Source organism: Nocardioides pocheonensis (genome assembly GCF_003725535.1).
Classification (GTDB): domain Bacteria; phylum Actinomycetota; class Actinomycetes; order Propionibacteriales; family Nocardioidaceae; genus Marmoricola; species Marmoricola pocheonensis.
This window is the reverse complement of sequence record NZ_RJSF01000043.1, coordinates 35,754-57,187: the sequence shown is the minus strand read 5'-3', so window position 1 is coordinate 57,187 and position 21,434 is coordinate 35,754. Positions and strand designations below refer to the sequence as shown.

22 protein-coding genes are annotated in these 21,434 nt (G+C 71.7%); 10 read left to right on the top strand and 12 right to left on the bottom strand.

Annotated elements, in window-relative coordinates:
- The first annotated feature begins 11 nt into the window (after positions 1-11).
- Positions 12-407, top strand: a complete 396-nt coding sequence (locus EFL26_RS16260; RefSeq protein ID WP_123223963.1) for a universal stress protein — start codon at positions 12-14, stop codon at positions 405-407.
- Positions 408-463: 56 nt separating this feature from the next.
- Entirely contained in the window at positions 464-1,402 is a 939-nt protein-coding gene (locus EFL26_RS16255; protein WP_246000234.1) for a PfkB family carbohydrate kinase, read from the top strand.
- Between the two features lie 142 nt (positions 1,403-1,544).
- On the opposite strand, the gene EFL26_RS16250 is transcribed toward EFL26_RS16255, so the two are convergent.
- From EFL26_RS16250 to EFL26_RS16225, 6 genes are all read right to left on the bottom strand, one after another.
- A complete protein-coding gene (locus EFL26_RS16250) occupies positions 1,545-3,599 on the bottom strand; it encodes a Calx-beta domain-containing protein (RefSeq protein ID WP_148046743.1) in 2,055 nt (684 codons plus the stop codon).
- A 181-nt stretch (positions 3,600-3,780) separates the two neighbouring features.
- A complete protein-coding gene (locus EFL26_RS16245) occupies positions 3,781-4,752 on the bottom strand; it encodes an aldo/keto reductase (protein WP_123223961.1) in 972 nt (323 codons plus the stop codon).
- On the bottom strand, positions 4,749-5,900 hold the full coding sequence (locus EFL26_RS16240) for a mandelate racemase/muconate lactonizing enzyme family protein (RefSeq protein ID WP_123223960.1): 1,152 nt from the start codon (positions 5,898-5,900) through the stop codon (positions 4,749-4,751). Before EFL26_RS16240 ends, EFL26_RS16245 begins: the two co-directional genes overlap by 4 nt.
- Complete coding sequence (locus tag EFL26_RS16235; RefSeq protein ID WP_123223959.1) at positions 5,897-6,769, bottom strand: carbohydrate ABC transporter permease; 873 nt, start codon at positions 6,767-6,769, stop codon at positions 5,897-5,899. Before EFL26_RS16235 ends, EFL26_RS16240 begins: the two co-directional genes overlap by 4 nt.
- The gene (locus EFL26_RS16230; RefSeq protein WP_221176999.1) at positions 6,769-7,686 is read right to left on the bottom strand and encodes a carbohydrate ABC transporter permease; all 918 of its coding nucleotides are present in this window, start codon (positions 7,684-7,686) and stop codon (positions 6,769-6,771) included. Before EFL26_RS16230 ends, EFL26_RS16235 begins: the two co-directional genes overlap by 1 nt.
- Positions 7,673-8,977, bottom strand: coding sequence for an ABC transporter substrate-binding protein (locus tag EFL26_RS16225; protein ID WP_123223958.1), 1,305 nt, complete (start codon positions 8,975-8,977; stop codon positions 7,673-7,675). The genes EFL26_RS16230 and EFL26_RS16225 overlap by 14 nt, the downstream gene beginning before the upstream one ends.
- Before the next feature lie 159 nt (positions 8,978-9,136).
- Between EFL26_RS16225 and EFL26_RS16220 the strand changes: the two genes are divergently transcribed.
- A complete protein-coding gene (locus tag EFL26_RS16220; RefSeq protein WP_123223957.1) occupies positions 9,137-9,907 on the top strand; it encodes a FadR/GntR family transcriptional regulator in 771 nt (256 codons plus the stop codon).
- A gap of 13 nt (positions 9,908-9,920) precedes the next feature.
- Here EFL26_RS16220 and EFL26_RS16215 read toward each other — a convergent pair whose 3' ends face one another.
- The 5 genes from EFL26_RS16215 to EFL26_RS16195 form a co-directional block, all read right to left on the bottom strand.
- Positions 9,921-10,592 (bottom strand): FadR/GntR family transcriptional regulator, encoded by a 672-nt coding sequence (locus tag EFL26_RS16215; RefSeq protein WP_123223956.1) that lies wholly within the window; start codon positions 10,590-10,592, stop codon positions 9,921-9,923.
- A 4-nt stretch (positions 10,593-10,596) separates the two neighbouring features.
- On the bottom strand, positions 10,597-11,457 hold the full coding sequence (locus EFL26_RS16210; RefSeq protein WP_123223955.1) for an amidohydrolase family protein: 861 nt from the start codon (positions 11,455-11,457) through the stop codon (positions 10,597-10,599).
- 72 nt (positions 11,458-11,529) lie between these two features.
- On the bottom strand, positions 11,530-12,483 hold the full coding sequence (locus tag EFL26_RS16205) for a sugar ABC transporter substrate-binding protein (RefSeq protein WP_123223954.1): 954 nt from the start codon (positions 12,481-12,483) through the stop codon (positions 11,530-11,532).
- Between the two features lie 87 nt (positions 12,484-12,570).
- The gene (locus EFL26_RS16200) at positions 12,571-13,332 is read right to left on the bottom strand and encodes an ATP-binding cassette domain-containing protein (protein ID WP_123223953.1); all 762 of its coding nucleotides are present in this window, start codon (positions 13,330-13,332) and stop codon (positions 12,571-12,573) included.
- Positions 13,329-14,408: an ABC transporter permease gene (locus EFL26_RS16195; RefSeq protein WP_183408237.1), complete on the bottom strand. Its 1,080-nt coding sequence runs from the start codon at positions 14,406-14,408 to the stop codon at positions 13,329-13,331. Before EFL26_RS16195 ends, EFL26_RS16200 begins: the two co-directional genes overlap by 4 nt.
- A gap of 247 nt (positions 14,409-14,655) precedes the next feature.
- Here EFL26_RS16195 and EFL26_RS16190 point away from each other — a divergent pair, with 247 nt between their 5' ends.
- The 7 genes from EFL26_RS16190 to EFL26_RS16160 are packed head-to-tail and all read left to right on the top strand — an operon-like array spanning position 14,656 to position 21,114.
- A complete protein-coding gene (locus EFL26_RS16190; protein ID WP_123223952.1) occupies positions 14,656-15,954 on the top strand; it encodes an enolase C-terminal domain-like protein in 1,299 nt (432 codons plus the stop codon).
- On the top strand, positions 15,942-16,979 hold the full coding sequence (locus tag EFL26_RS16185) for a zinc-dependent alcohol dehydrogenase (RefSeq protein WP_246000233.1): 1,038 nt from the start codon (positions 15,942-15,944) through the stop codon (positions 16,977-16,979). Before EFL26_RS16190 ends, EFL26_RS16185 begins: the two co-directional genes overlap by 13 nt.
- A complete protein-coding gene (gene kduD / locus EFL26_RS16180; RefSeq protein ID WP_281273803.1) occupies positions 16,961-17,740 on the top strand; it encodes a 2-dehydro-3-deoxy-D-gluconate 5-dehydrogenase KduD in 780 nt (259 codons plus the stop codon). The genes EFL26_RS16185 and kduD overlap by 19 nt, the downstream gene beginning before the upstream one ends.
- Positions 17,737-18,384, top strand: coding sequence for a bifunctional 4-hydroxy-2-oxoglutarate aldolase/2-dehydro-3-deoxy-phosphogluconate aldolase (gene eda, locus EFL26_RS16175; RefSeq protein ID WP_123224135.1), 648 nt, complete (start codon positions 17,737-17,739; stop codon positions 18,382-18,384). The genes kduD and eda overlap by 4 nt, the downstream gene beginning before the upstream one ends.
- Positions 18,381-19,484: a sugar kinase gene (locus EFL26_RS16170; protein WP_123223950.1), complete on the top strand. Its 1,104-nt coding sequence runs from the start codon at positions 18,381-18,383 to the stop codon at positions 19,482-19,484. Before eda ends, EFL26_RS16170 begins: the two co-directional genes overlap by 4 nt.
- The gene (locus EFL26_RS16165; protein ID WP_123223949.1) at positions 19,481-20,341 is read left to right on the top strand and encodes a fumarylacetoacetate hydrolase family protein; all 861 of its coding nucleotides are present in this window, start codon (positions 19,481-19,483) and stop codon (positions 20,339-20,341) included. The genes EFL26_RS16170 and EFL26_RS16165 overlap by 4 nt, the downstream gene beginning before the upstream one ends.
- Positions 20,338-21,114: an SDR family NAD(P)-dependent oxidoreductase gene (locus EFL26_RS16160; protein WP_123223948.1), complete on the top strand. Its 777-nt coding sequence runs from the start codon at positions 20,338-20,340 to the stop codon at positions 21,112-21,114. The genes EFL26_RS16165 and EFL26_RS16160 overlap by 4 nt, the downstream gene beginning before the upstream one ends.
- Before the next feature lie 55 nt (positions 21,115-21,169).
- Here EFL26_RS16160 and EFL26_RS24310 read toward each other — a convergent pair.
- Positions 21,170-21,434 (bottom strand): hypothetical protein (locus EFL26_RS24310; protein ID WP_221176998.1); only part of this gene is annotated, 265 nt, incomplete at its 5' end.

The window sequence follows — 21,434 nt, the reverse complement described above, 5'->3', positions numbered from 1 at the left end:
GAGGTGTCCTCATGACTGTTGTCGTCGGCTACCTCCCGACCCCGGACGGCCTCGCCGCCCTGAGCCACGCGATCGAGGAGGTCGGTCGGACGGGCGAGAAGCTCGTCGTCGTCAACACAGGTGAGCTCGGGAACTACGCAGGCCCGAGCTTCGCGACCCCCCAGGATCTCGACGCGATCGACACCCAGCTGACTGAGGCTGGGATCGACCACCTGGTGCTCCAGCCGACCAACGGCCTGTCCGCGGCCGACGAGATCCTCCTTGCCGCCTCGGCGCACGACGCGAGCCGGATCGTCATCGGCATCCGCCGGCGCTCGCCGGTCGGCAAGCTGTTCACCGGAAGCACGGCGCAACAGGTGCTCCTCGAGGCCGACTGCCCGGTCCTCGCGGTCAAGCCGCAGCGCTGACCGGCCCGTGCCGGCGACCTGACCTCGTTTCCACGACTTGAGAGCGTGCTGCGCCCATGACCGACCCTCCCCGCCTGATCCTGGTCGTCGGCGAGTCCCTCGTCGACGTCGTGAAGAGGAGTGACGGCTCGATCGAGGAGCACCCGGGCGGCAGCCCGGCCAACGTGGCGGTCGCGCTCGCCCGGCTGGGGGCAACCGTCGAGCTCGGCACGGCGTACTCCGGCGACCGGCTGGGCCGGCTGCTGGACAAGCATTTCGAGCTGGCCGGCGTCGGCTTCGCCGGCGACCCGCACGTGCTGGGCCACACCTCCTCGGCGGTGGCGACGATCGACGAGGCGGGCGCGGCGACGTACCTCTTCGACATCGGCGGCCAGCTGACGCCGCCGCTCCCGTCCGAGGAACCGGTGCTCGTGCACACAGGCTCGCTCGCTGCGGTGCTCGAGCCGGGGTGCCTCGTCGTGGCCGAGACGGTCGCTCGGCTGGCCGCGACGGCGACGATCAGCTACGACGTCAACGCACGACCAGCGGCCACCGGAGTCACCGCGGAGCTGGTGCGACAGGTCGAGTCGCTCGCGGCGGCCAGTGACGTCGTCAAGGCCTCCGACGAGGACCTGGTCGCGCTCTACCCGGGTCGAGAGGCCGCGAGCTCCGCACGACACCTGCTCGACCTGGGCGCCGGTGCTGTGGTCGAGACCCGCGGCGCCGGCGGGGCCGCCTGCTACACCCCCGGCGGTCGGATCGAGTGCGTCGCCGAGCCGGTGACCGTGGCGGACACCATCGGTGCCGGCGATTCCTTCTGCGCGGCGATGCTGGACGGACTTCGCCTGCGCGGACTGCTCGGCGCGGAGAACCGTGAGGCGCTGCGTTCCTTGCCTCTGGACGCGTGGAGAGAGGTCCTGGCGCGTGCGACGCGGGCGGCCGCGATCACCGTCTCGCGCCAGGGCGCCAACCCGCCGACCCGGGTCGAGCTCGACGGTCTCGACCCGAAGTCCTGACCGCGCCGCCCTTGTCGGAAGCCCGTCACGCTCACCAGCTGCTCAGGAGGAGCGGTCCGCGGGCGTGCCAGGTCCACGACGCCAGTGGGGGTGGGCCGGGGCGGGCCCACCCCCACTGGGTGTCATGGATGCAGACGCGCTCTCATCGAACGGTCAGGTGCACCCGCAGCGAGCGGTACGGACCGTTCGCGGTCTGCACCTTCGCCACCATCGTGACGCGCGTGCCGGGGCGGTAGTGACCGGCCAGGCGCACCGAGAGACGACCGTTCGCGTCGAGGTTCGTGGCCAGGAGCTGCTTGGCCCCCGACCTCAGCACGCGGTACACGGTCACGGGCGCGCCCGCGGCCACGGGCGACGTCGAGACGACGACGCGCACCCGGTGGTGCCGGGCCTGGCGGAGGCCCAGGCCCACCGCGGTGTCGTCATCGAGGATCGTCCCCACACCCGTGCCGTCGGCGACGGTGGCGCCGACCGGCGTGGTCAGGCTGACGTGCATGGTCTCCGAAGCCTCATGCACCCGGTCAGACACGACCGGGACACTGACGGTTCCGGTGGTCGAGCCGGCCGGGATGGTCAGGGTCCCCGACGTCGCCCGGTAGTCGTCGCCGGCCTTCGCCGAGTCGTTGCCGGTGGCGTAGTGCGCGGTGACCGCGCGGACGACGGGCCGGCTCAGGGTCACGGGGAACGTCAGCGTGGCTCCGCTGTTGCCCTCGGCGACCGAGGCGTCACCGATGGTGAGGGTCGGGGCGGTCGGCTCGAGGTCGAAGCGCTTGCTCGTGGCCGTGTGACCGGTGGCCGCGTCGACCTTCCCGATCGTGATGTCGTCGAGGTAGTACGAGCCGTTCATCTGGCTCGCACCGCCACCGCCGACGAGGAACGCGACCCCGCCCTGCGGCTGGTTCGGGAAGCCCGCGTCACCGTTGACGACGATCTTCGCGTCCGGGTGCGCGACCACGTAGTCCGACAGGGTGATCGCGCCGGCAACGCCGGTGTCGCTGTCCACGTTCCACAGCCCGCCGGCGGCCGACCAGGTCTGCCACGTGGCCTGCTGCACCGCACCGTTGTTCGCCGGGTAGAAGTACAGCGTGTTGTCCATCGTGCCGTCGCCGTCGTTGTCGACGCTGAGCCTCAGGTACGCCGGCTGCTGCGGCGTCACGTTGCCGGCGTTCCCGCGAGCGAAGGTGCTGAACGTGAGCGTGCGCAGGTCGCGGACGAAGGTGTCGTCGTACTGGGTGGTGCGGAACAGCTCGACCCGGTCGGGATTCTCCGTCGAAAGGAGCGTGAACCGCAGGCTGCCCTCGCCGAGCGGAGGCACGCCGGGGCCGTCGACCAGCGCCTGGTCCGAGGTGAGGTAGTCGACGTTGTCGTAGGCCTGGTGCTTCCAGCCCTGGTCGTGGGCCGGGTCGACGGTGAGGTCGGTGGTACCCCCGTTGACCTCCGAACCACCGCCGAAGTCGTAGAGGGTGTCCTGCCCGGCGTTGCCGACGACCACGCGGTCGACGAAGTACTCGCCGTTGGTCTGCGGGTCGGTGGGGCCGCCGAGGGCACCGCCGGCGATCAGCGCGAGCGCGCCCGCGTCGTGGGTCTGGTCGAACGGCGCGTTGACCAGCACGGCGTTCGGGTGGGCGTTCGCGTAGTCCGCGAGGGTCGTGGTCGCACCGCCGTCGCCGTCGATGTTGAGGGTGCCGTTGGCGACGTCCCAGCTCTGCCACTGGCCGTTGACCACGGTGCCGTTGTTGGCGGGGAAGAAGAACAGGCTGGCGTCGATGCTGTCGGTGCCGTCCGTGCCGTCGTTGTCCACGCTCAGGCGCAGGTAAGCGGCCTGCCGGTCCGCACCGCCCGCGAGGGTGGTGCGCGCCAGCTCGGAGTACTCCAGCCGGGTCAGGTCGCCGACGGCCACGCCGTCGTAGGCGTCGGTCCGGTACAGCTCCGTCTGGGCCGAGGACTCACCGATGGTGATCCGGTGGCTGCTGGTCCCGTACGGCGCGCGCTGCGGACCCGTCACGTCGGCCTGCTGCGGCGTCAGGTAGCCGCCGGTGTTGAAGTTCTCGTACGCCTGGGTGTACCACGCCGAAGAACCGACGACGGTCGAGTTCTGCTGGGGGTCGGCGGCGAACGCGCCACCGAGACCCAGCCCGGACAGGACCAGGCTGCCGGCGGCGAGCACGCCGACGCGACGACCAAGAGGTGTGTGCATGTGAGCTCCATCGAGATTGCGTGCGTCGGACAGTGATGTCGAGGCGCGCAGGAGCGACGCATGCAGAAGTCCCCCACGGCGCCGACTCCGAGAGAGGTGTCCTCCACCTGTCGGCGACGAGGCGGACGTTACCTGCTCCGGTGATTAAACGCGGACTTTTCCATGAAAATTGGCGAGTCGGTCACGGCGCTGCGACGACGTCGTCCTCCTCGAGCGCTGTCCACAGCTCCTCCGGCACCGGTGACTCCGCGCGGCCGACGAGCTCGTGCACCTCCGCCGGTGTCCGCAGGCCGACGACGACGCTCGTCACCGCCGGGTGCCGACGCGCGAACGCGACCGCGGCCGTCGGGAGGTCGACACCGAGCTCCTCGCAGACGCGCGCGATCCGCAGCGCGCGGTCGAGCACCTCCGGCGCGGCCGGACGGTAGGAGTACGGCGCGTCCGCAGCGGGCCGAGGACGGGCCAGCAGGCCGGAGTTGAAGATGCCTGCGTTGACGATGCCGACCCCTCGCTCGCGAGCGAGCGGGAAGAGGTCGTCGGCGGCCGTCTGGTCCAGCAGGGTGTACCGGCCGGCCACCATGGCGACGTCCAGGTCGGTCTCGCGCACGAACCGCGCCAGCGCCGGTGCGTGGTTCATCCCCACCCCGTAGCCGCGGATCACCCCCTCGGACCGCAGCTGCGACAGCGTGGGCGCGGCCTCCTCGAGCGCCTCGCGGACATGGTCGTCCGGGTCGTGGACCAGGACGAGGTCGATGCGGTCGAGGCCGAGACGCTCGAGGCTCGCCTCGATCGAGCGCAGCACGCCGTCACGGCTGAAGTCCCAGACCCGGCGGTGCGTCGCCGGGACGACGAAGCCCTCGGGGTCCTGCCCGCCCTCTTCCTCCGTGGGCTCCAGCCACCGGCCCACCTTGGTCGAGACCACGACGTCGTCGCGGCGCTGCTCGCGGAGCGCCTCCCCGAGTCGTCGCTCCGAGAGCCCGAGTCCGTAGTGCGGTGCGGTGTCGAAGTACCGGATGCCCGCGTCCCAGGCTGCCCGCACCGCTCCCGCGGCGGTGTCGTCGTCGACGGCGTCGTACAGGTTGCCGATCGGGGCCCCGCCGAACCCCAGCTCGGTGAGCGTGAGTCCGCACGGCAGCGGGCGCGAGGCGATCACTGCGGCGGCTCGGAGTCGAGCCGCCTGCCCGCCCGGTCCGGACGGATGTGCGGACCGGCCCGGAGCGGCGCGTCGTCCCGGACCTCGACGGCGGAGATCGCCGCCTCGTCGACCGTGACACCCAGGCCCGGGGCGTCCCCGAGCACGAAGCGTCCGTCCTCCACGTCGAGGTCGAGCGCGAGGCCCACCGGCGGCGCCAGGTCCTGGAGCTCGCTGACCATGTGGTTGGGCACGGCCGTGGCCGCGTGGAGCAGGCCGATGGGGGTCGTCCCGATCGGGCTGACCGGCAGGTCGTGGGCGTGCGCCAGCGCCGCCACCCGCAGGAAGTGGGTGACCCCCCAGCCGGCCGCGGTCTGGACGACGTCCAGCGCCCTCGCCGCCAGCAGCGGCCGGAACTGCTCGAGACCCGTGAGGTTCTCCCCGCCGGCGACCGACGCGCGCACCCCACGACCGACCGCGACCATCCCGTCCGCGTCCCATCGGCGCACCGGCTCCTCGACCCAGATCAGGTCGAGGCTCTGCTCGAGCCGCGCGACGTACCGGACCGCCTGCTTGGGCGCCCACGCCTCGTTGGCGTCGAGCATGAGGCCGGGTCGTGAGCCGGGCAGGACCTCGGCCAGCACGTCGCGGACGAGCTGCAGCCGGGCGCGGTCCTCGTCGACGTCCAGCCCGCCCTTGAGCTTCGCGACCCGCAGCCCGCGCTCGGCATAGGTGCGGTACGCCGAGGCGAGCTGCTCGTGCGACAACGCGATGTCCAGCCCCGACGCGTAGGCGGGGACGGCCCGGTCGAGACCGCCGAGGAGGCGCCACAACGGCTGACCGGCCAGCTGCGCCTTGATGTCCCACAGCGCCGTGTCGAGGGCACCGATCGTGCCGAAGACCGCCCCGGCGTGGCCCGCCTTGAAGACGTGGCGCAGCATCCGGTCGTACAGCGCCGTCGTCGCGCGCGGGTCCTCACCCTCGATCGCCGGGAACACCGTCGCGAGGCCCTCGTGGGATCCGAGGCCGACGCCCGTGACCCCCTCGTCGGTGTCGACGAGGACCAGGGGCACGGGGATGCGGCCGTCCTCGAAGACACCATTGGCGTCGCCGACGGGCCGGCCCCACTCGTGGACGGTCGTGAGCATGCGGTAGCCGGTGATCCTCATTCCTTCACCCCGCCGCCGACCAGCCCGCGCACCAGGGAGCGCTGGGAGAGCATGAACACGATCGCGACCGGGACCACGGCGACCAGCGTCGCGAGCGCGAGCTCGGGCCGGAAGATGCCGACCTGCTGACCACCGCCGCCGACTGCTGGGTTGAACGACGGCGTGGAGGACAGCAACGTCGAGAGCCCGACCTGGATCGGGTACTGCTTGGAGTCGCCGAGCACGGTGTAGGGCAGGAAGAAGTTGTTCCAGTCCGACACGAAGCTGAAGAACAGCACGAGCGCGACGACCGGCTTCGCCAGCGGGAGTGCGACGCGGCGGAAGGTGCCCCACTCGCCGCAGCCGTCGACGCGAGCGGCGTCGAGCAGCTCACGGGGAAGGGCGGTCGAGTAGTAGATGTAGGCGAGGTTCACCCCGAACGGGAAGAACGCGAACGGCAGGATCACCGACAGCACGCTCCCGATCAGGTGGAGCGCATTGAGCTCCAGGAAGATCGGGAGCACGAGCGCAGCCGCGGGCATCATCATCACGACCAGGGTCAGGGTGAGCACGAGCCGGCGACCCGGGAAGCTCCCGAGGGCCAGGCAGTAGCCCGCCGGGATCGCCGTCACGAGCACGATCGCGGTGGCGGTCACGGCGTACAGCAGCGAGTTGCCGATCCAGGTCAGGTAGATGTGGTCGCTGAACGCGTAGAGGTGCTTCCACGCGAGCGCGACGTGGTGGATGCTGCCGAACGTGAACGGTCCGCGGGAGACCAGCTCGTGGTCACTCTTGGTCGGCGCGAGCACGAGCCACAGGAGCGGGCCCACGAAGAAGACTCCGAACGCCGCGAGCACCGCGACCCGTGCGCCGCGCAGCAGGAGGGCCATCAGCTCTCCACCTTGAACAGGCCGGTGCGGGAGATGATCACGACGGCGCCCAGGAGGCCGATCGCCAGCAGGTCGACGGAGATCGCCGCGGCGGAGTTGAAGTCGGCGTACCGGAACGCGAGCTGGTAGGCCAGCTGGTTCGACGACCAGGTGTCCGGGACCATGCCGAGGCTGGCCTGGTTCACCAGCTGCGGCTCGACGAACAGCTGCGTCCCGGTCGCGAAGGACAGGATCACCATGTAGGCGATCCACTTGCGGATCAGCGGGAGCTTGATCCGCAGCGCGAGCGTCAACGGACCGGCGCCGTCGATGCGCGCGGCGTCCTCGAGCTCCTGCGGGATCGTGTTCAGGGCGCCGTACATGACCACGACCCAGCCACCGGCCCCGGTCCAGAACGCGATCATCGCGAAGATCAGCGGCAGCTTGCCGGGCGCGATCGACTCCACGAACAGGTGGGCGCCGAGGACGTGGTGGACGAAGAACGAGCCCGGGCTCACCGAGGGATCGAGCATGAACAGCCAGACGAGGACGGAGGCGGCGCCGGCCAGCGCCCCCGGGATGTAGTAGAGGAACCGGTACGCCGCCGAGCTCCGGCTCGCTCGACCGTGCAGCAGCAGCGCGAGGGTGACGACGAAGACGATGAGCAGGCTGAGCCACACGCTGGTGAACACCAGGACGTGCCCCAGCGCCGACATGAACCGGTAGTCGCCGGCGCTGTGGGTGAAGTTCCGGAAGCCGGCCCAGCCGCCACCGTCGGTGGTGAAGGCGAGCTTGACGGCGTACAGCACCGGCAGGATGCCGAAGGCGACGAGGACGATCAGGTAGGGGACGACGAAGGCGAAGCCCCGCCACCCGTGCAGGCCGCGGGAGCGCGCGACCCGCACGGGTGTGGAGCCGGTCGGCTCAGTTCCCGACAACTGAGTACCCGGCCGCCTTGGCCGCGTCGCCGAGAGCGCTGCCAAGGGTTGGGAGCAGCGAGCTCAGCGAGTCCCCCGCGACCATCTTGGTGACGACCTTGTCCGACCAGACCGGCTGGTCCGGGTAGGTCACCAGGTTCCATCCGGCCCAGACCTGGTCGGCAGCCGTCTTGAGCGCCGGCGTCGGGTCCGCCGCGAAGTACGGGTTCGACGCCAGCGCCTGGAGCCACTTCTCGGCCAGCGGCGCGTACGCCGGGTAGCCGGGCCGGGCGTCCTTGCCCGTCGGGTTGAAGACGGTCGTCACCCAGGTGACGAAGTCCGCCGCGGCGGCGGAGTTCTTGCTGTGCTTGGAGATGATCCACGGACCACCGCCGACCTGGCCGGTCGTGACGGGCGACTCGCTCCCCCACTGCAGCGGGTTCGCCGCGGTCATCTCGCCGGCCGGCACGTGCAGCGCCTGGTCGAAGACCGCCTGCGCGTACCAGGACGGCCCCGGCATCAGCAGCACCTTGTCCTGGGCGCCGCCGTACTTCTTGGCGAAGTCCGGGGTGAACACGCTCAGCGGCGGCAGCGTGCCGTTCTTGATGAGCGGGTCGAACAAGGCGGCTGCGCGCGTGCAGTGGTCGTCGGTCGGGTCGATCTTGACCTTGTCGCCCTCGAGCTGCTGGAGCGGGCACTGGTTGCCCCACAGGTAGATCCAGTGGCTGAACGAGTCCCCGATGTTCCCGACGATGTAGCCGGGGTGCTCCTTGGCCACCTTCTCGCCCAGGGCCGCCCAGTCCTGCCAGGTGGTCGGGACCGTGTAGCCGAAGGCCTCCATCTGCTTTTTGTTCACCCACAGCACGACCTGGGCGAGGTTGTCCTGGAGGCAGACCTGCTTGCCGCCGACCGTGCACTGGGCGGTGGACGTCTGCGGCCACTGGCTGCGGACGTTCTCGGGGATCAGCTTCTCCAGGGGCGCCGCGAAGTCGAAGGGCGCCTTCGCCATCCAGACCGGGTCGTTGGCCTGCTCGCTGAAGATCACGTCGGGCCAGCCCTTCCCGGACCGGTTCCACAGCTGGATCTTCGTCTGCAGCGTGGTCGCGCCGTTGCCGTCGCCGTCGAAGGTCACGACGTGGACCTTCTTGTCCGGGTGGGCCTTCGCGTAGGCCTGCGCCGCGGGCAGCCGCGCCGCGTCGACCCAGACGGTGATGCCGTCCTTGGCCGAACCGCTTCCGGAGGAGCCGCCGCAGGCACTCACGAAGGCCAGCGCCGTCACTACGACGGCGGGCCAGAGACGTCGCTGTTTCATCGCTCTCACTCCCAGACAGGGGCCGTGGCTCGGACAGCACGACCATCGAGGTTTCCGGAAACATAAGTTGTATGACGTGTGATGTCAATCGTCAGTCGGGTACGATGAGCCGACAGCGGGGCCAGGACAGCGGGCAGCCGGCGACGACGGAGGACCAGGATGACCAGTGCAGGACCGGTTGCGGGGGGCGCCGAGGGGCTCCCGGACTGGGCTCGGCGACCCGCGAACCTCGCGAACGCGCTCGCGGGCGAGCTCGTCCAGCGCATCGTCCGCGGCGACTACCCGCCGGGGACCGCGATGCCGTCCGAGCCGGCGCTGTGCGAGAGCTACTCGGTCAGCCGGACCGTGGTCCGCGAAGCGGTCAAGATGCTCCAGGAGAAAGGTCTGGTCCAGGTACGCCGTGGCTCCGGGACCGTCGTGAACCCCGACGCAACCTGGAACATGCTCGACGAGCTGGTGCTCACCGCGACCGTCGCGGAGGACAACGGGCTCGAGGTCCTCGACGACCTCGTCGTCACGCGACGCATCCTCGAGTCCGACATGGCCCATGTCGCGGCACGTCTGGCCGAGGCCGAGGTGGTCGCGCAGCTGGAGGAGCTCGTCGACGCCATGGACACGCTGGTGAACGACCCCACGGCGTACGCGGTCAAGGACCGCGCGTTCCACGACACGATCATGCGCGCGTCCGGCAACCGCATCGCGCGGGCCGTGGTGAGGGCCCTGGAGAGCCAGGTCGTGAACACCGCCCGCTACGTCGGCGAGATCCGGCCCGACCTGTGCGTGGCGTCGAACCGCGGCCACCGCAACGTCTACCTCCGGATCGCGGACCACGACCCGGAAGGCGCCGCCCAGGCGATGTTCACGCACATCACCGAGGCCTGGGTCGTGCGGCGAGGCGGTCCCGGGGAGCCCGACCGGCTCCAGCGCTGACGTCCGCCGCTGCTCATCGGACCGTCTTGAGCCAGTTCTCGACACCGGCCACATGGGTGACCATCGCCGCGTGTGCCACGTCGGGCTCGTGCACGGCCAGGGCGTCGAGGATCGCCTGGTGCTCGCGCACCGTGCGCTCGTGAGCGCCCGCCTGGGTGTGCCCGCGCCAGATCCGGGCGCGGTTCGTCGGCCCTGAGAGGCCCTCGATCAGCGACGCGAGCACCGAGTTGCCCGAGGCGCCCGCGACGAGCCGGTGGAAGGTGATGTCGAGCTCGAGCAGCTGCTCGGGAGTGGACTCCGGGGTCGATGCGTCGATCACCTCCTGCATCGCCGCGACCTCGTCGGGCTCGACCCGCACGGCCGCCATGGCGGCCGCCTCCGGCTCCAGGATCCGGCGCACCCGGAGGAACTCGAGCACGCTGTCGTCGCGGTGGAAGTCCACGACGAAGGTCAGCGCGTCGAGGAGCAGGTTGGGGTCCAGGCTGGTGACGTAGGTGCCGTCGCCCTGCCGCACGTCGAGGATGTTGATCAGCGTCAGCGCACGGACCGCCTCGCGCAGGGAGTTCCGCGACAGCCCCAGCTCATCGGCGAGGTCGCTCTCGCGGGGCAGCTTGTCGCCGGGCTTGAGCGCCCCGCTCACGATCATCTCCTTGATCCGGAGGATCGCCTCGTCGGTGAGTGCCACGCGTTCAACCCCCTTCCTGGGTGGGTAGACCGTAGATCCTCCGGGCGTTCCCGCTCAGGACCTCGGCCCGCCCGTCGGCACCCCATCTCGCGCAGGCGGCGACCACGAGGTCGTGCCACGCCCGATAGTCCACCACCGGCCTCGACACCGGCCAGTCGCTGCCGAACAGGCACCGGTCCGGCCCGAAGGTCTCGAGTGCGTGCTCCAGGTACGGGAGCAGCACCCGCGACGTCCGGGCGGGCGGGTTGGCCTCGGAGGCGAGGCCGGACAGCTTGCACGCCACGTGCGGGAGCTCGGCGAGGCGGACGAGGTCGTCCGTCCACGGTCCGAGGTCACCGCCCGTGACCGGCGGCTTCCCGAGGTGGTCGAGCACGAAGGTGACCTCCGGGCACATCTCGACGAGTCGGGTGACCTCCCCCAGCTGGTGCGCACGGATGCACAGGTCGAGGCTCAGCCCGAAGTCCGGGAGGAGGCGGACGGCCTCCACGAACTCCGGGCAGAGCGCGAAGCCGGCCGGCTCGTCCTGCACCAGCCGGCGGACGCCGACGACGAGCGGGTCGGCGGCGTACGTCGCGAGCACGGCTCGGCACGCACTCCCCGTCTCGAGGGGAGCGTGGGCGACGATGCCCAGCACAGGCGTCCCTCCCTCGACCAGGCTGCGCACCCAGGCGACCTCGTCCGCGGCCTGCTCCGCGCGACAGTCGGCCTGGACGAACACGAGCCCCTCGAGGGCGACGCCACCGGTGTCGAGGTCGTCGGGGACGAAGCGTCTGCTCAGGTCGGGCTCACCGGCGAGCCAGGGGTAGTCGAGGCGACCGGGGTCCCAGAAGTGGACATGGCTGTCGATGGTCCCGGGCACGTGCATCGGCGCTCCTTGGCGACGGGGAGCGAGGGAGGGACACCACGGTGGCAGAGTGGCGTCCCTCCCTCACGATGTTCACTTGAACTGGTCGACGTTGTCCTTGGTCACCATCTCGGTACCGGTGTCGATCTTCGCGTCGACCGTCTTGCCCATGGCCGCGTCGAAGGCCGTCTTGGCGCCCAGGGTGCCCATCTTGTCGGGGAACTGGGCGACCGACGCCGACTCGGTGCCGCCCTTGATCGCGGTCAGCTCGTCGGGCGAGGCGTCGAACCCGACCACGAGGAGCTTGCCCTCCTTGCCCGCCGACTTGATCGCCTGGAGCGCTCCGGTGATCGGCGGACCGCAGGCGCCGTACACCGCGGTGATGTCCGGGTGCGCGGTGAGGATGTCCTGCGCCGCGTTGAGGCCCTTGGTCTGGTCGCAGTCCGTCGGCGACTTGGCGACGACCGTGGCGGCGTCCCCGAGGGCCTCGACCATGCCGTCGACGCGCGCCTGCAGCGACGGGTTGCCCAGCACGCCCTGCAGGATCGCGATCTTGCCGCCTGCGGTCATGTTCTGCGCGAGCCACTGCCCGGCGAGCTTGCCGCCGGCGAGGTTGTCGGTCGCGACCACGGCGGACTTGCCCGACCAGTCGGGAATGTCGTTGTCGACGAGCACGACCTTGATCCCCTTGTCGACCGCCTGCTGCAGCGCGTCCTTCACGTTGGGGCTGGTCGGCGTGATGGCGATGGCCTTCACGCCCTGGCTGACCATCGACTGGATCGCGGCGATCTCGCCCTCGTCGTCGGTGCCGCTGGAGCCTTGCGCGAACACGACCTCGGCGCCCGGCTCGGACTTGTCCCACGCCTTGGCGGCGTCGACCATCGTGTCGTAGAAGTCGACGGGGAACTTCGTGATGAAGCCGATCTTGACGACCTTGCTTCCGCTGGAGGTCGAGCCGGTCTTGTTCGAGTCGCCGTTCGAGCAGCCTGCCACCAGCAGGGCCGCCGACAGCAATGCCGTGGCGAGTAGTCGCCGCTGTCTGTTCATCGGTGCTCCTAGGTCGGAGAGGTACGTGTCGGGGGCGCGCCACGCCAACCCGAGGTCACGCGACGGCTGAGGGACGGACGGTTGGGATCAGTCGTCACCTCCGACGATGAGGGAGACGATGCGCGCGCGGTTCTCGGGCCGAGGGATCTCCTCGCCCACCGCGCGACCGCGCCTCATCACGACCGCCCGGTCGGCGATCTCGATGACGTGGTCCATCGCGTGCGAGATCACGATCACCGCACAGCCGTGGTCGCGCAGGCGCATGATCAGGTCGAGCACCTGCCGCGACTCGCGCACTCCGAGCGCGGCCGTGGGTTCGTCGAGGATGACCACCTTCGAGGCGAACGCACTCGACCGCGCGACCGCGATCGCCTGGCGCTGGCCGCCGGACATCATGCCCACGGTCGCCGACCGTGCAGGCAGGCTCACCTGGAGCCGGTCGACGATCTCCGCAGCGGACCGCGCCATGTCGGCTCGCCTCATCCAGCGCAGGCCGCGGGGCATCCACGACGGGCCGGCGAGCTCGCGGCCCGCGTAGAAGTTGCCCGTGGGGTCGAGGTTGTCGAAGAGCGCGAGGTCCTGGTAGACGGTCTCGATGCCGGCGGCGCGGGCGACGGCCGGACTCGTCATCGCGACCTCCTGCCCGTCGACCTCGATCGAGCCGGCGTCGAGCCGGTGGACCCCGCTGATGCACTTGATCAGCGTGGACTTGCCCGCGCCGTTGTCGCCGAGCAGCGCGAGCACCTCGCCGTGCTGGACCTCGAGGTCGACGCGGTCGAGGGCGACGACCGCTCCGAAGGTCTTGCTCGCACCCCGGACGGCCAGGCCGGGCACCGCTGCCGCGCTCACGCGCCGGCCGCCTTCAACGCGCGGAAGCGTTCCTCCAGCCGGCCCCGGACGACGTCGGACTCGACCGCGAGCACGATCACGACGCCGATCACGATCAGCTGTCGCGACGCCTCGATGTTGAGCAGGTTCATCCCGTTGCGGATGACGCCGATCATCAGGGCGCCGACGAGGGCGTGCCCGACGTGACCGCGACCGCCCAGGAAGCTGGCACCCCCGATCACCACCGCGGCGATCGAGTCGAGCTCGGCCAGCTGCCCGAAGGTCGGTGACCCCGCGTTGAGCCGGCCCGCGGTGACCACGGCGGCAATGCCGGCGAGCAGGCCGCTGCACACGTACACCGACACCAGCACCCAGGACCGCGGGATGCCGAGGCGCCGGGCGCCCTCGGGGTTGCCGCCGACCGCGTAGATCCAGCGGCCCCAGACCACCCGGGTGAGGAAGAGCGTGACGACGATCGCGACGAAGGCCACCAGGAAGCTGGAGTACGGCAGCCAGCCGATCGAGCCGCCCCCGACGGTGTCGACGACGTGGGGCATGCCCGAGATGGGCTGGCCGTGGGACAGGCTGAGCGCCAGACCACGCGCGATGCTCAGCGTGGCCAGCGTGATGATGAACGGGTGCGGCAGTCGGCCGAACACGTAGACGAGCCCGTTCACCGCGCCGACGGCCGCGCCGGCGAGCAGCATCACGCAGATGGTGAGGACCCCACCGCCTCGCGACTCGAAGACGAGCGCCCCCACCACGGCTGCGAGCGCGAGCGTCGAGCCCACGGAGAGGTCGATGCCGCGCGTGAGGATCACGAGCAGCTGTCCGACCGCCAGGATCGCGATGACCGCGGACTGGGCGAGCACGTTGCCGAGGTTCTGCGTGGTCGCGAAGTAGGGCGACGAGGCGGAGAGCACCAGCACGAGCACAGCGAGGATCAGCACCGGGCCCAGGCGCAGGAGGACGAGGGCTGCCTGCACGGCGTACAGGCGGCCGGGCGGGACCGCAGGCGCCGGCTCGGTGTCGTGGTGGACCCGCGTCGGGTCCGCCTGCTCTGAACGCTCGGGTCCTGCGGGGTCGTCGATCTCCATGGGCTCCACACCGCTGAGTCGGGGTTGCACCGTGCGGCCTCCTCGGATCGCAACACTCGCAGGCTGTCGTGCGTCCGGACTCTAAACCCGAAGACATCCTATGTCTAGGCCCAATCTTCGCGAGCCCAGCGGAGCGACGAGCGCATAGACGCGAGATTGGTCCAGCGATCGTGCATTGACATCGGATGAATCCTGCTCGTAGGCTCGCCGCGGCGAGGAGCCGTGGACCAACCGGAAGGCCGAGACGATGGCGCGATTCGTGGCGATGCGGCCCCGGGACATCCGGTTCCCCACGTCACGCTCGCTGGACGGCTCGGACGCGATGAACCCCGAGCCGGACTACTCCGCGGCGTACGTCGTCGTGGCGACCGACGCCGACGACGGGCTGGAGGGCCACGCGTTCGTCTTCACGACCGGTCGGGGCAACGACATCGAGGTCGCCGCGATCCGCGCGCTCGAGCCGTGGTTGCTCGGACGCGAGGTCGAGGAGGTGCTCGGCGACCTCGGCTCGTTCGCCCGCGAGCTGACCGGGGATCCCCAGCTGCGCTGGCTCGGCCCGGAGAAGGGCGTGATCCACATGGCGTGCGGCGCGGTGATCAACGCGCTGTGGGACCTGCGGGCCAAGCGCGAGGGCAAGCCGCTGTGGAAGCTGCTCTCCGACCTGACCCCGGAGGAGCTGGTCGGCCTCGTCGACTTCACCTACCTCACCGACGTGCTCTCACCGGCGGAGGCGACCGCCCTGCTGCGCCAGGCCGAGCCCGGCCGGGCCGAGCGCGAGGCGCTGCTGCGGCGGGACGGCTACCCGGCGTACACGACGACACCGGGCTGGCTCGGGTACGACGACGAGAAGCTCGCGCGCCTGGCCGCGGAGGCCGTGCACGACGGCTACCGGCTGATCAAGCTCAAGGTCGGCGCCGCCCTGGAGGACGACGTGCGCCGGCTCTCCGTCGCGCGCGCGGCCGTGGGGTCCGAGATCGAGATCGCCGTCGACGCCAACCAGCGGTGGGACGTGCCGGACGCGATCACCTGGCTCGGGAAGCTCGCGGAGTTCCGCCCCTACTGGATCGAGGAGCCGACCAGCACCGACGACGTCCTCGGTCACGCCCGGGTCCGCGAGGCGGTCGCGCCACTGCGGGTCGCGACCGGTGAGCACGTGCACAACCGGGTGATGTTCAAGCAGCTCCTGCAGGCCGGCGCGGTCGACGTGGTCCAGATCGACGCCTGCCGCGTGGGCGGGGTCGGCGAGAACATCGCGATCCTGCTGCTCGCGGCGAAGTTCGGCGTCCCGGTCTGCCCGCACGCCGGTGGCGTCGGGCTGTGCGAGCTGGTCCGGCACCTGTCGATGTTCGACTACGTCGCCGTGAGCGGCTCGCAGGACGGCCGGTTCATCGAGTACGTCGACCACCTCCACGAGCACTTCGTGGACCCCGCGGTCGTCGAGGCCGGCCGGTACGTCGTACCGACGATGCCGGGCTTCAGCGGCGAGATGCTGGCGGCGAGCCTGGACGAGCACGAGTACCCGGGTGGCCCGGCATGGAGGACCTGATGCTGGCCGCCCGCTACGTCGGCGACCGCGGCATCGAGGTGGCCACGGTCGAGGCCGCGCCGCCGGGGCCGGGCGAGGTCCAGGTCGCCGTCGCCTACACCGGCATCTGCGGCACCGACCTGCACATCCGGCACGGCGACATGGACGCCCGGGTCGACCTCCCCGCCGTCGTCGGGCACGAGATGTCCGGTCGGGTGGTGGCGTGCGGGCCGGACGTGCACGACTGGCACCCCGGCGACGCGGTCACGGTGATGCCGCTGCGGTGGTGCGGGTCCTGCTCGGCCTGCACGTCCGGCCACCAGCACATCTGCGAGCGGCTCGACTTCATGGGGATCGACTCCCCGGGGTCGATGCAGCAGCTCTGGACGGTGCCGAGCGACGTCCTCGTCCACCTGCCGCCCGCGCTCGAGCTCGCGCACGGCGCGCTGGTCGAGCCGACCGCGGTCGCGGTCCACGACGTGCGCCGCGCCGATCTCCGGCCCGGCGAGCGCGTCGTGGTCGTGGGCGGCGGACCGGTCGGCATCCTCATCGCGAGCGTGGCCGCGGCCGACGGGGCCGACGTGGTCGTCCTCGAGGTCAACGGCTACCGGAGGTCGGTCGCGGAGGGTCTCGGGCTGGCGACGCTCGACCCGACCGACGGTGACGTCGGCGACCGCCTGCGCGGCTGGTCGCAGGGCGGTCCGGTCGGAGCCTCCTTCGAGGTCTCCGGCACCCAGCCCGGCATGGAGGTGGCGCTCGCGTGCCTCGGCCCACGGGGCCGGATGGTGCAGGTCGGGATCCATGCCCAGCCGCGCACGGTCGACCTGCACCAGGTCTTCTGGCGGGAGCTCTCGATCCTCGGCGCCCGGGTCTACGAGCGCTCCGACTTCGAGCGCGCCGTCGCTCTGCTCGCCGCCGGTCACGTCGCGGCCGATGCCCTGATCTCCCGCGTCCAACCGCTCGAGTCCGCCGCCGCGGCGTTCGACGAGCTCGCCGCGGGCGGTGAGGTCATGAAGATCCTCGTCCGGTGCGGGGACGTCTCGTGAGCGGCCTCTTCGACCTGACCGGGTCGCTCGCCGTCGTGACCGGCGCGAGCCGCGGCATCGGGCTCGGCATGGCCGTCGCGCTCGCGGGGGCGGGCGCGGACGTCGTCGGCGTGAGCGCCTCGCTCGGCGACGGAGGCAGCGAGGTCGAGGACGCCGTACGCCGGTGCGGCCGCACGTTCACCGGCATCGGTGCCGACCTCGCCGACCCGGAGGCGGTCGACGCCCTCGCGGCGCGGCTGGTCGCGCTCGACCGCCCCGTCGACATCCTGGTCAACAACGCGGGCACGATCGCGCGGGCTCCGGCGGCCGAGCACTCCGACGCCGACTGGCAGCGCGTTCTCCAGGTCGACCTCACCAGCCCGTTCGTCCTGGCGCGTGAGGTCGGCCGCACGATGCTCGAGCGACGGAGGGGCAAGATCATCTTCACCGCCTCGTTGCTGAGCTTCCAGGGCGGGATCACCGTGCCGGGCTACACGGCAGCCAAGAGCGGTATCGCCGGTCTCACGCGCGCGCTCGCCAACGAGTGGGCGCCGCACGGCGTGAACGTGAACGCGATCGCACCGGGCTACATCGCGACCGACAACACCGCTGCCCTCAGGGCGGACGCCGAACGCAACCGCGCGATCGTCGAGCGGATCCCGGCCGGCCGCTGGGGGTCGCCCGACGACCTGCACGGTGCCGTGGTGTTCCTGGCGAGCCGGGCGTCGGACTACGTGCACGGCACGGTCCTCGCGGTCGACGGCGGGTGGCTCGGCCGATGATCGACCTCGCCGCGGAGCTCGGCGGTCCCGGTCTCGTGCCGGTCGTCGTGATCGACTCGGCGGCGCGCGCGGCTCCGCTCGCCGACGCCCTCCGGTCCGGCGGCCTCCTCACCGTCGAGGTGACCCTGCGGACCGGCGCCGCCCTCGAGGCCCTGCGCGTGATCGCGGAGGATCCCACGATCCTCGCCGGCGCGGGGACGGTCCTGCGGGCCGACCAGGTCAAGGCCGCGGTCGCGGCCGGGGCGCGGTACCTCGTTTCTCCGGGCTTCAGCCCGACGGTCGTCAAGGAGTGCGAGGCTCAGGGCGTGCCGTGCATCCCGGGAGTCGCCACCGCGACGGAGGTCCAGACGGCGCTCGAGCACGGCATCGAGATCGTGAAGCTCTTCCCGGCTGCAGCGATCGGCGGTCCGGGCGTCGTCCGGGCGCTGTCGGCGCCGTTCCCGCAGGTGCGGTTCGTCCCCACCGGGGGCATCACGGCCGCTTCGCTACCGGACTACGTCGAGGTCCCCTCGGTGCTCGCCGTCGGTGGCAGCTGGATGGTCGCGCCCGACCTCCTCGCCGCCGGTGACTTCGAGCGGATCACCCAGCTCACCAGCGAGGCCGTGGCCACGGTCCGGCGCACGAGGGAGGCTCACGAACGATGACGGTGCTGCCGGTCCGCCCCGCGTCGGAGTGCGCGTTCGACGCGGTCGCGCTGGGCGAGGTGATGCTGCGCCTCGACCCGGGCGAGGGCCGCGTCCGCACGGCGCGACGCTTCGACGTCCGCGAGGGCGGCGGCGAGTACAACGTCGCCCGTGGCCTGCGTCGCTGCTTCGGCCTGCGCACCGCCGTCGTCACCGCGCTCGCCGACAACGACGTGGGCCGGCTCGTCGAGGACCTGGTGCTCACCGGCGGCGTCGACACCTCCTGGATCAGGTGGGTGCCGTACGACGGGATCGGCCGCACGGTCCGCAACGGCCTCAACTTCACCGAGCGCGGCTTCGGCGTACGCGGTGCGCTCGGCATCTCCGACCGCGGGCACACCGCGACCTCGCAGCTGCGGCCGGGCGACATCGACTGGGACCGGCTCTTCGGCGACCTCGGCGTCCGCTGGTTCCACACCGGCGGCATCTTCGCCGGGCTCTCGGAGTCGACGGGCGACGTCGTCGTGGAGGCAGCAGAGGCGGCGCGACGTCACGGGACCGTGGTGTCCTACGACCTCAACTACCGGCCGAGCCTGTGGGCGGGCGTCGGCGGGCCCGACCGGGCGCGGGAGGTCAACCGCGAGGTGGTGCGCCTCGTCGACGTCCTGATCGGCAACGAGGAGGACTTCACGGCTGCGCTCGGCTACCCGGTGGACGACGCCGGCGTCGACCTCGACGAGCTGGACGTGGACGCGTTCGGTCGCATGATCACCACCGTCGTCTCCGACCTCCCTCACCTCGCCGTGGTCGCCACGACGCTGCGCACGGTGCGTTCCGCGAGCACCAACGACTGGGGTGCTCTCGCGTGGTCGGCGCCCACCGGGATCGTCCGCGCCACCCAGCGCGACGGACTCGACGTCCTCGACCGCGTGGGCGGGGGCGACAGCTTCGCCTCGGGTCTCGCCTACGGCCTGCTCACGGGTCTCGACCTCGCCACCGCGGTCGAGTACGGCGCGGCGCACGGCGCCCTCGCGATGACGACGCCCGGCGACGTGTCGATGGCGTCGCTCGCCGAGGTGGAGGCGCTCGTGCGCGGCGGCGGTGCCCGGGTGCAGCGATGAGGCTGGCACGCCTGGGACCTGCCGGTGAGGAGACGCCGGTCGTCGTGACCGCCGACGGGGTCCGCAGCATCGCAGCCGTCAGCGCCGACATCGACGGACCGTTCCTCGCCTCCGGCGGAGTCCACCGGGTCGCCGAGGCCCTGGCGGCCGGCGACCTGCCGCTCGTGCCGGACGCGGACGGCATGCGCGTCGGAGCCCCGATCGCGCGACCGGGGGCGATCGTCGGCATCGGCATGAACTACGCCGCCCACGCGGCCGAGTCGGGCTCCGCTCCACCGGAGGTCCCTGTCATGTTCCTCAAGGCGCCGAACACCGTGACCGGTCCCGCCGACCCGCTCGTGCTGCCGCGTGGCGGTCGCAAGACCGACTACGAGGTCGAGCTCGGGGTGGTCATCGGCCGGACGGCGTCGTACCTCGACTCACCGGCGGCCGCGCTCGCCTGCATCGGTGGCTACGTGCTGGCCGACGACCTCTCCGAGCGCGCGTTCCAGCTCGAGCTGTCGGCCGGCCAGTGGAGCAAGGGGAAGTGCGCCCCCGGGTTCACGCCGCTCGGGCCGTGGCTGGTCACGCCGGACGAGGTGGACGCCCAGCACCTGGGGCTGCGGTCGTTCGTCAACGGCGAGCCGCGCCAGGACTCCAGCACCGCCGACCAGCTGTTCGACGTCGCGCAGCTGGTCCACCACCTGAGCCAGTTCATGACCCTGGACCCGGGCGACCTGGTCCTCACCGGAACGCCCGAGGGGGTGGCGTTGTCGGGGCGGTTCCCCTACCTCGAGCCGGGGGACGTGGTCGAGGTCGAGATCGACGGACTCGGCCGGCAGCGGCAGGAGTGCCTGGCCTGGGAGGCTGCGTCGTGACGTCGGCTCCGGCCGGCGAGTACGACGGGCTCGTCGCGATCGTGACCGGAGGGGCGTCCGGCATCGGTGCCGCGATCGCGCAGGAGCTGCACGACCGGGGCGCGACCGTCGCCGTCCTCGACCTCGACCCGGCCGGGGCGCCCGACGGCACGCACGGGTTCGCGGTCGACGTCACCGACGACGCCGCCGTACGACGTGCGGTCGACCAGGTCGTCGCCGACCACGGCCGGCTCGACGTCGTGGTCAACAACGCCGGCATCGGGGCCACGGGGACCGTCGAGGACAACTCCGACGACCAGTGGCGGGCCGTCCTCGAGGTGAACGTCCTCGGCGTCGTACGGGTCAGCCGCGCCGCGCTGCCGTACCTGCGGCGCTCCCCCGCGGCCGCGATCGTCAACGTGGGGTCGATCGCCGCGTCCGCCGGGCTCCCGAACCGGGCGCTCTACTCGGCGTCCAAGGGAGCGGTGCAGGCGCTGACGCTGGCGATGGCGGCCGACCACGTGCGCGACGGGGTGCGCGTCAACGGCGTCAACCCCGGCACCGTCGACACGCCCTTCGTCGAACGCCTCCTCGCGAGTGCCGACGAGCCCGACGTGGAGCGCGTGCGGCTCGAGGCGCGGCAGCCGCACCAGCGGCTCGTCACGCCGCAGGAGGTCGCGGGCGCGGTCGCCTACTTGGCCGGCCCCGCGGCCGCGTCGACGGTCGGCGCGGTGCTGGCGGTCGATGGCGGCATGGCCGGCCTCCGACCGCACCCGCAGATCACCAGGCGCTGACGGCAGGCGGTCGGTGGGGGCAAAGTCCGGGAGCCCCCACCGGCCGCCAGCCGGCTCAGGAGTCCAGTCGCCTCGACCTCGTCAGGGCGACCAGGGCGGCTCCGGCGAGGAGCGCCAGCGCCGCGAGAGCGGCCTCACCCACGAGGCCGGTGGGCGCACCCGTCTCGGGCAGCACCGAGGCGACCGGGCTCAGCGACGGCGGGCTCACCGCAGCCTGCGCGGGCACCGCCGCCGTGACCAGCGGAGCCGACACGGTCGGCGTCGACGGAACGCACGGCACCAGCACGGTCGGGACGCACTCCGGCGGCGACGGGACACAA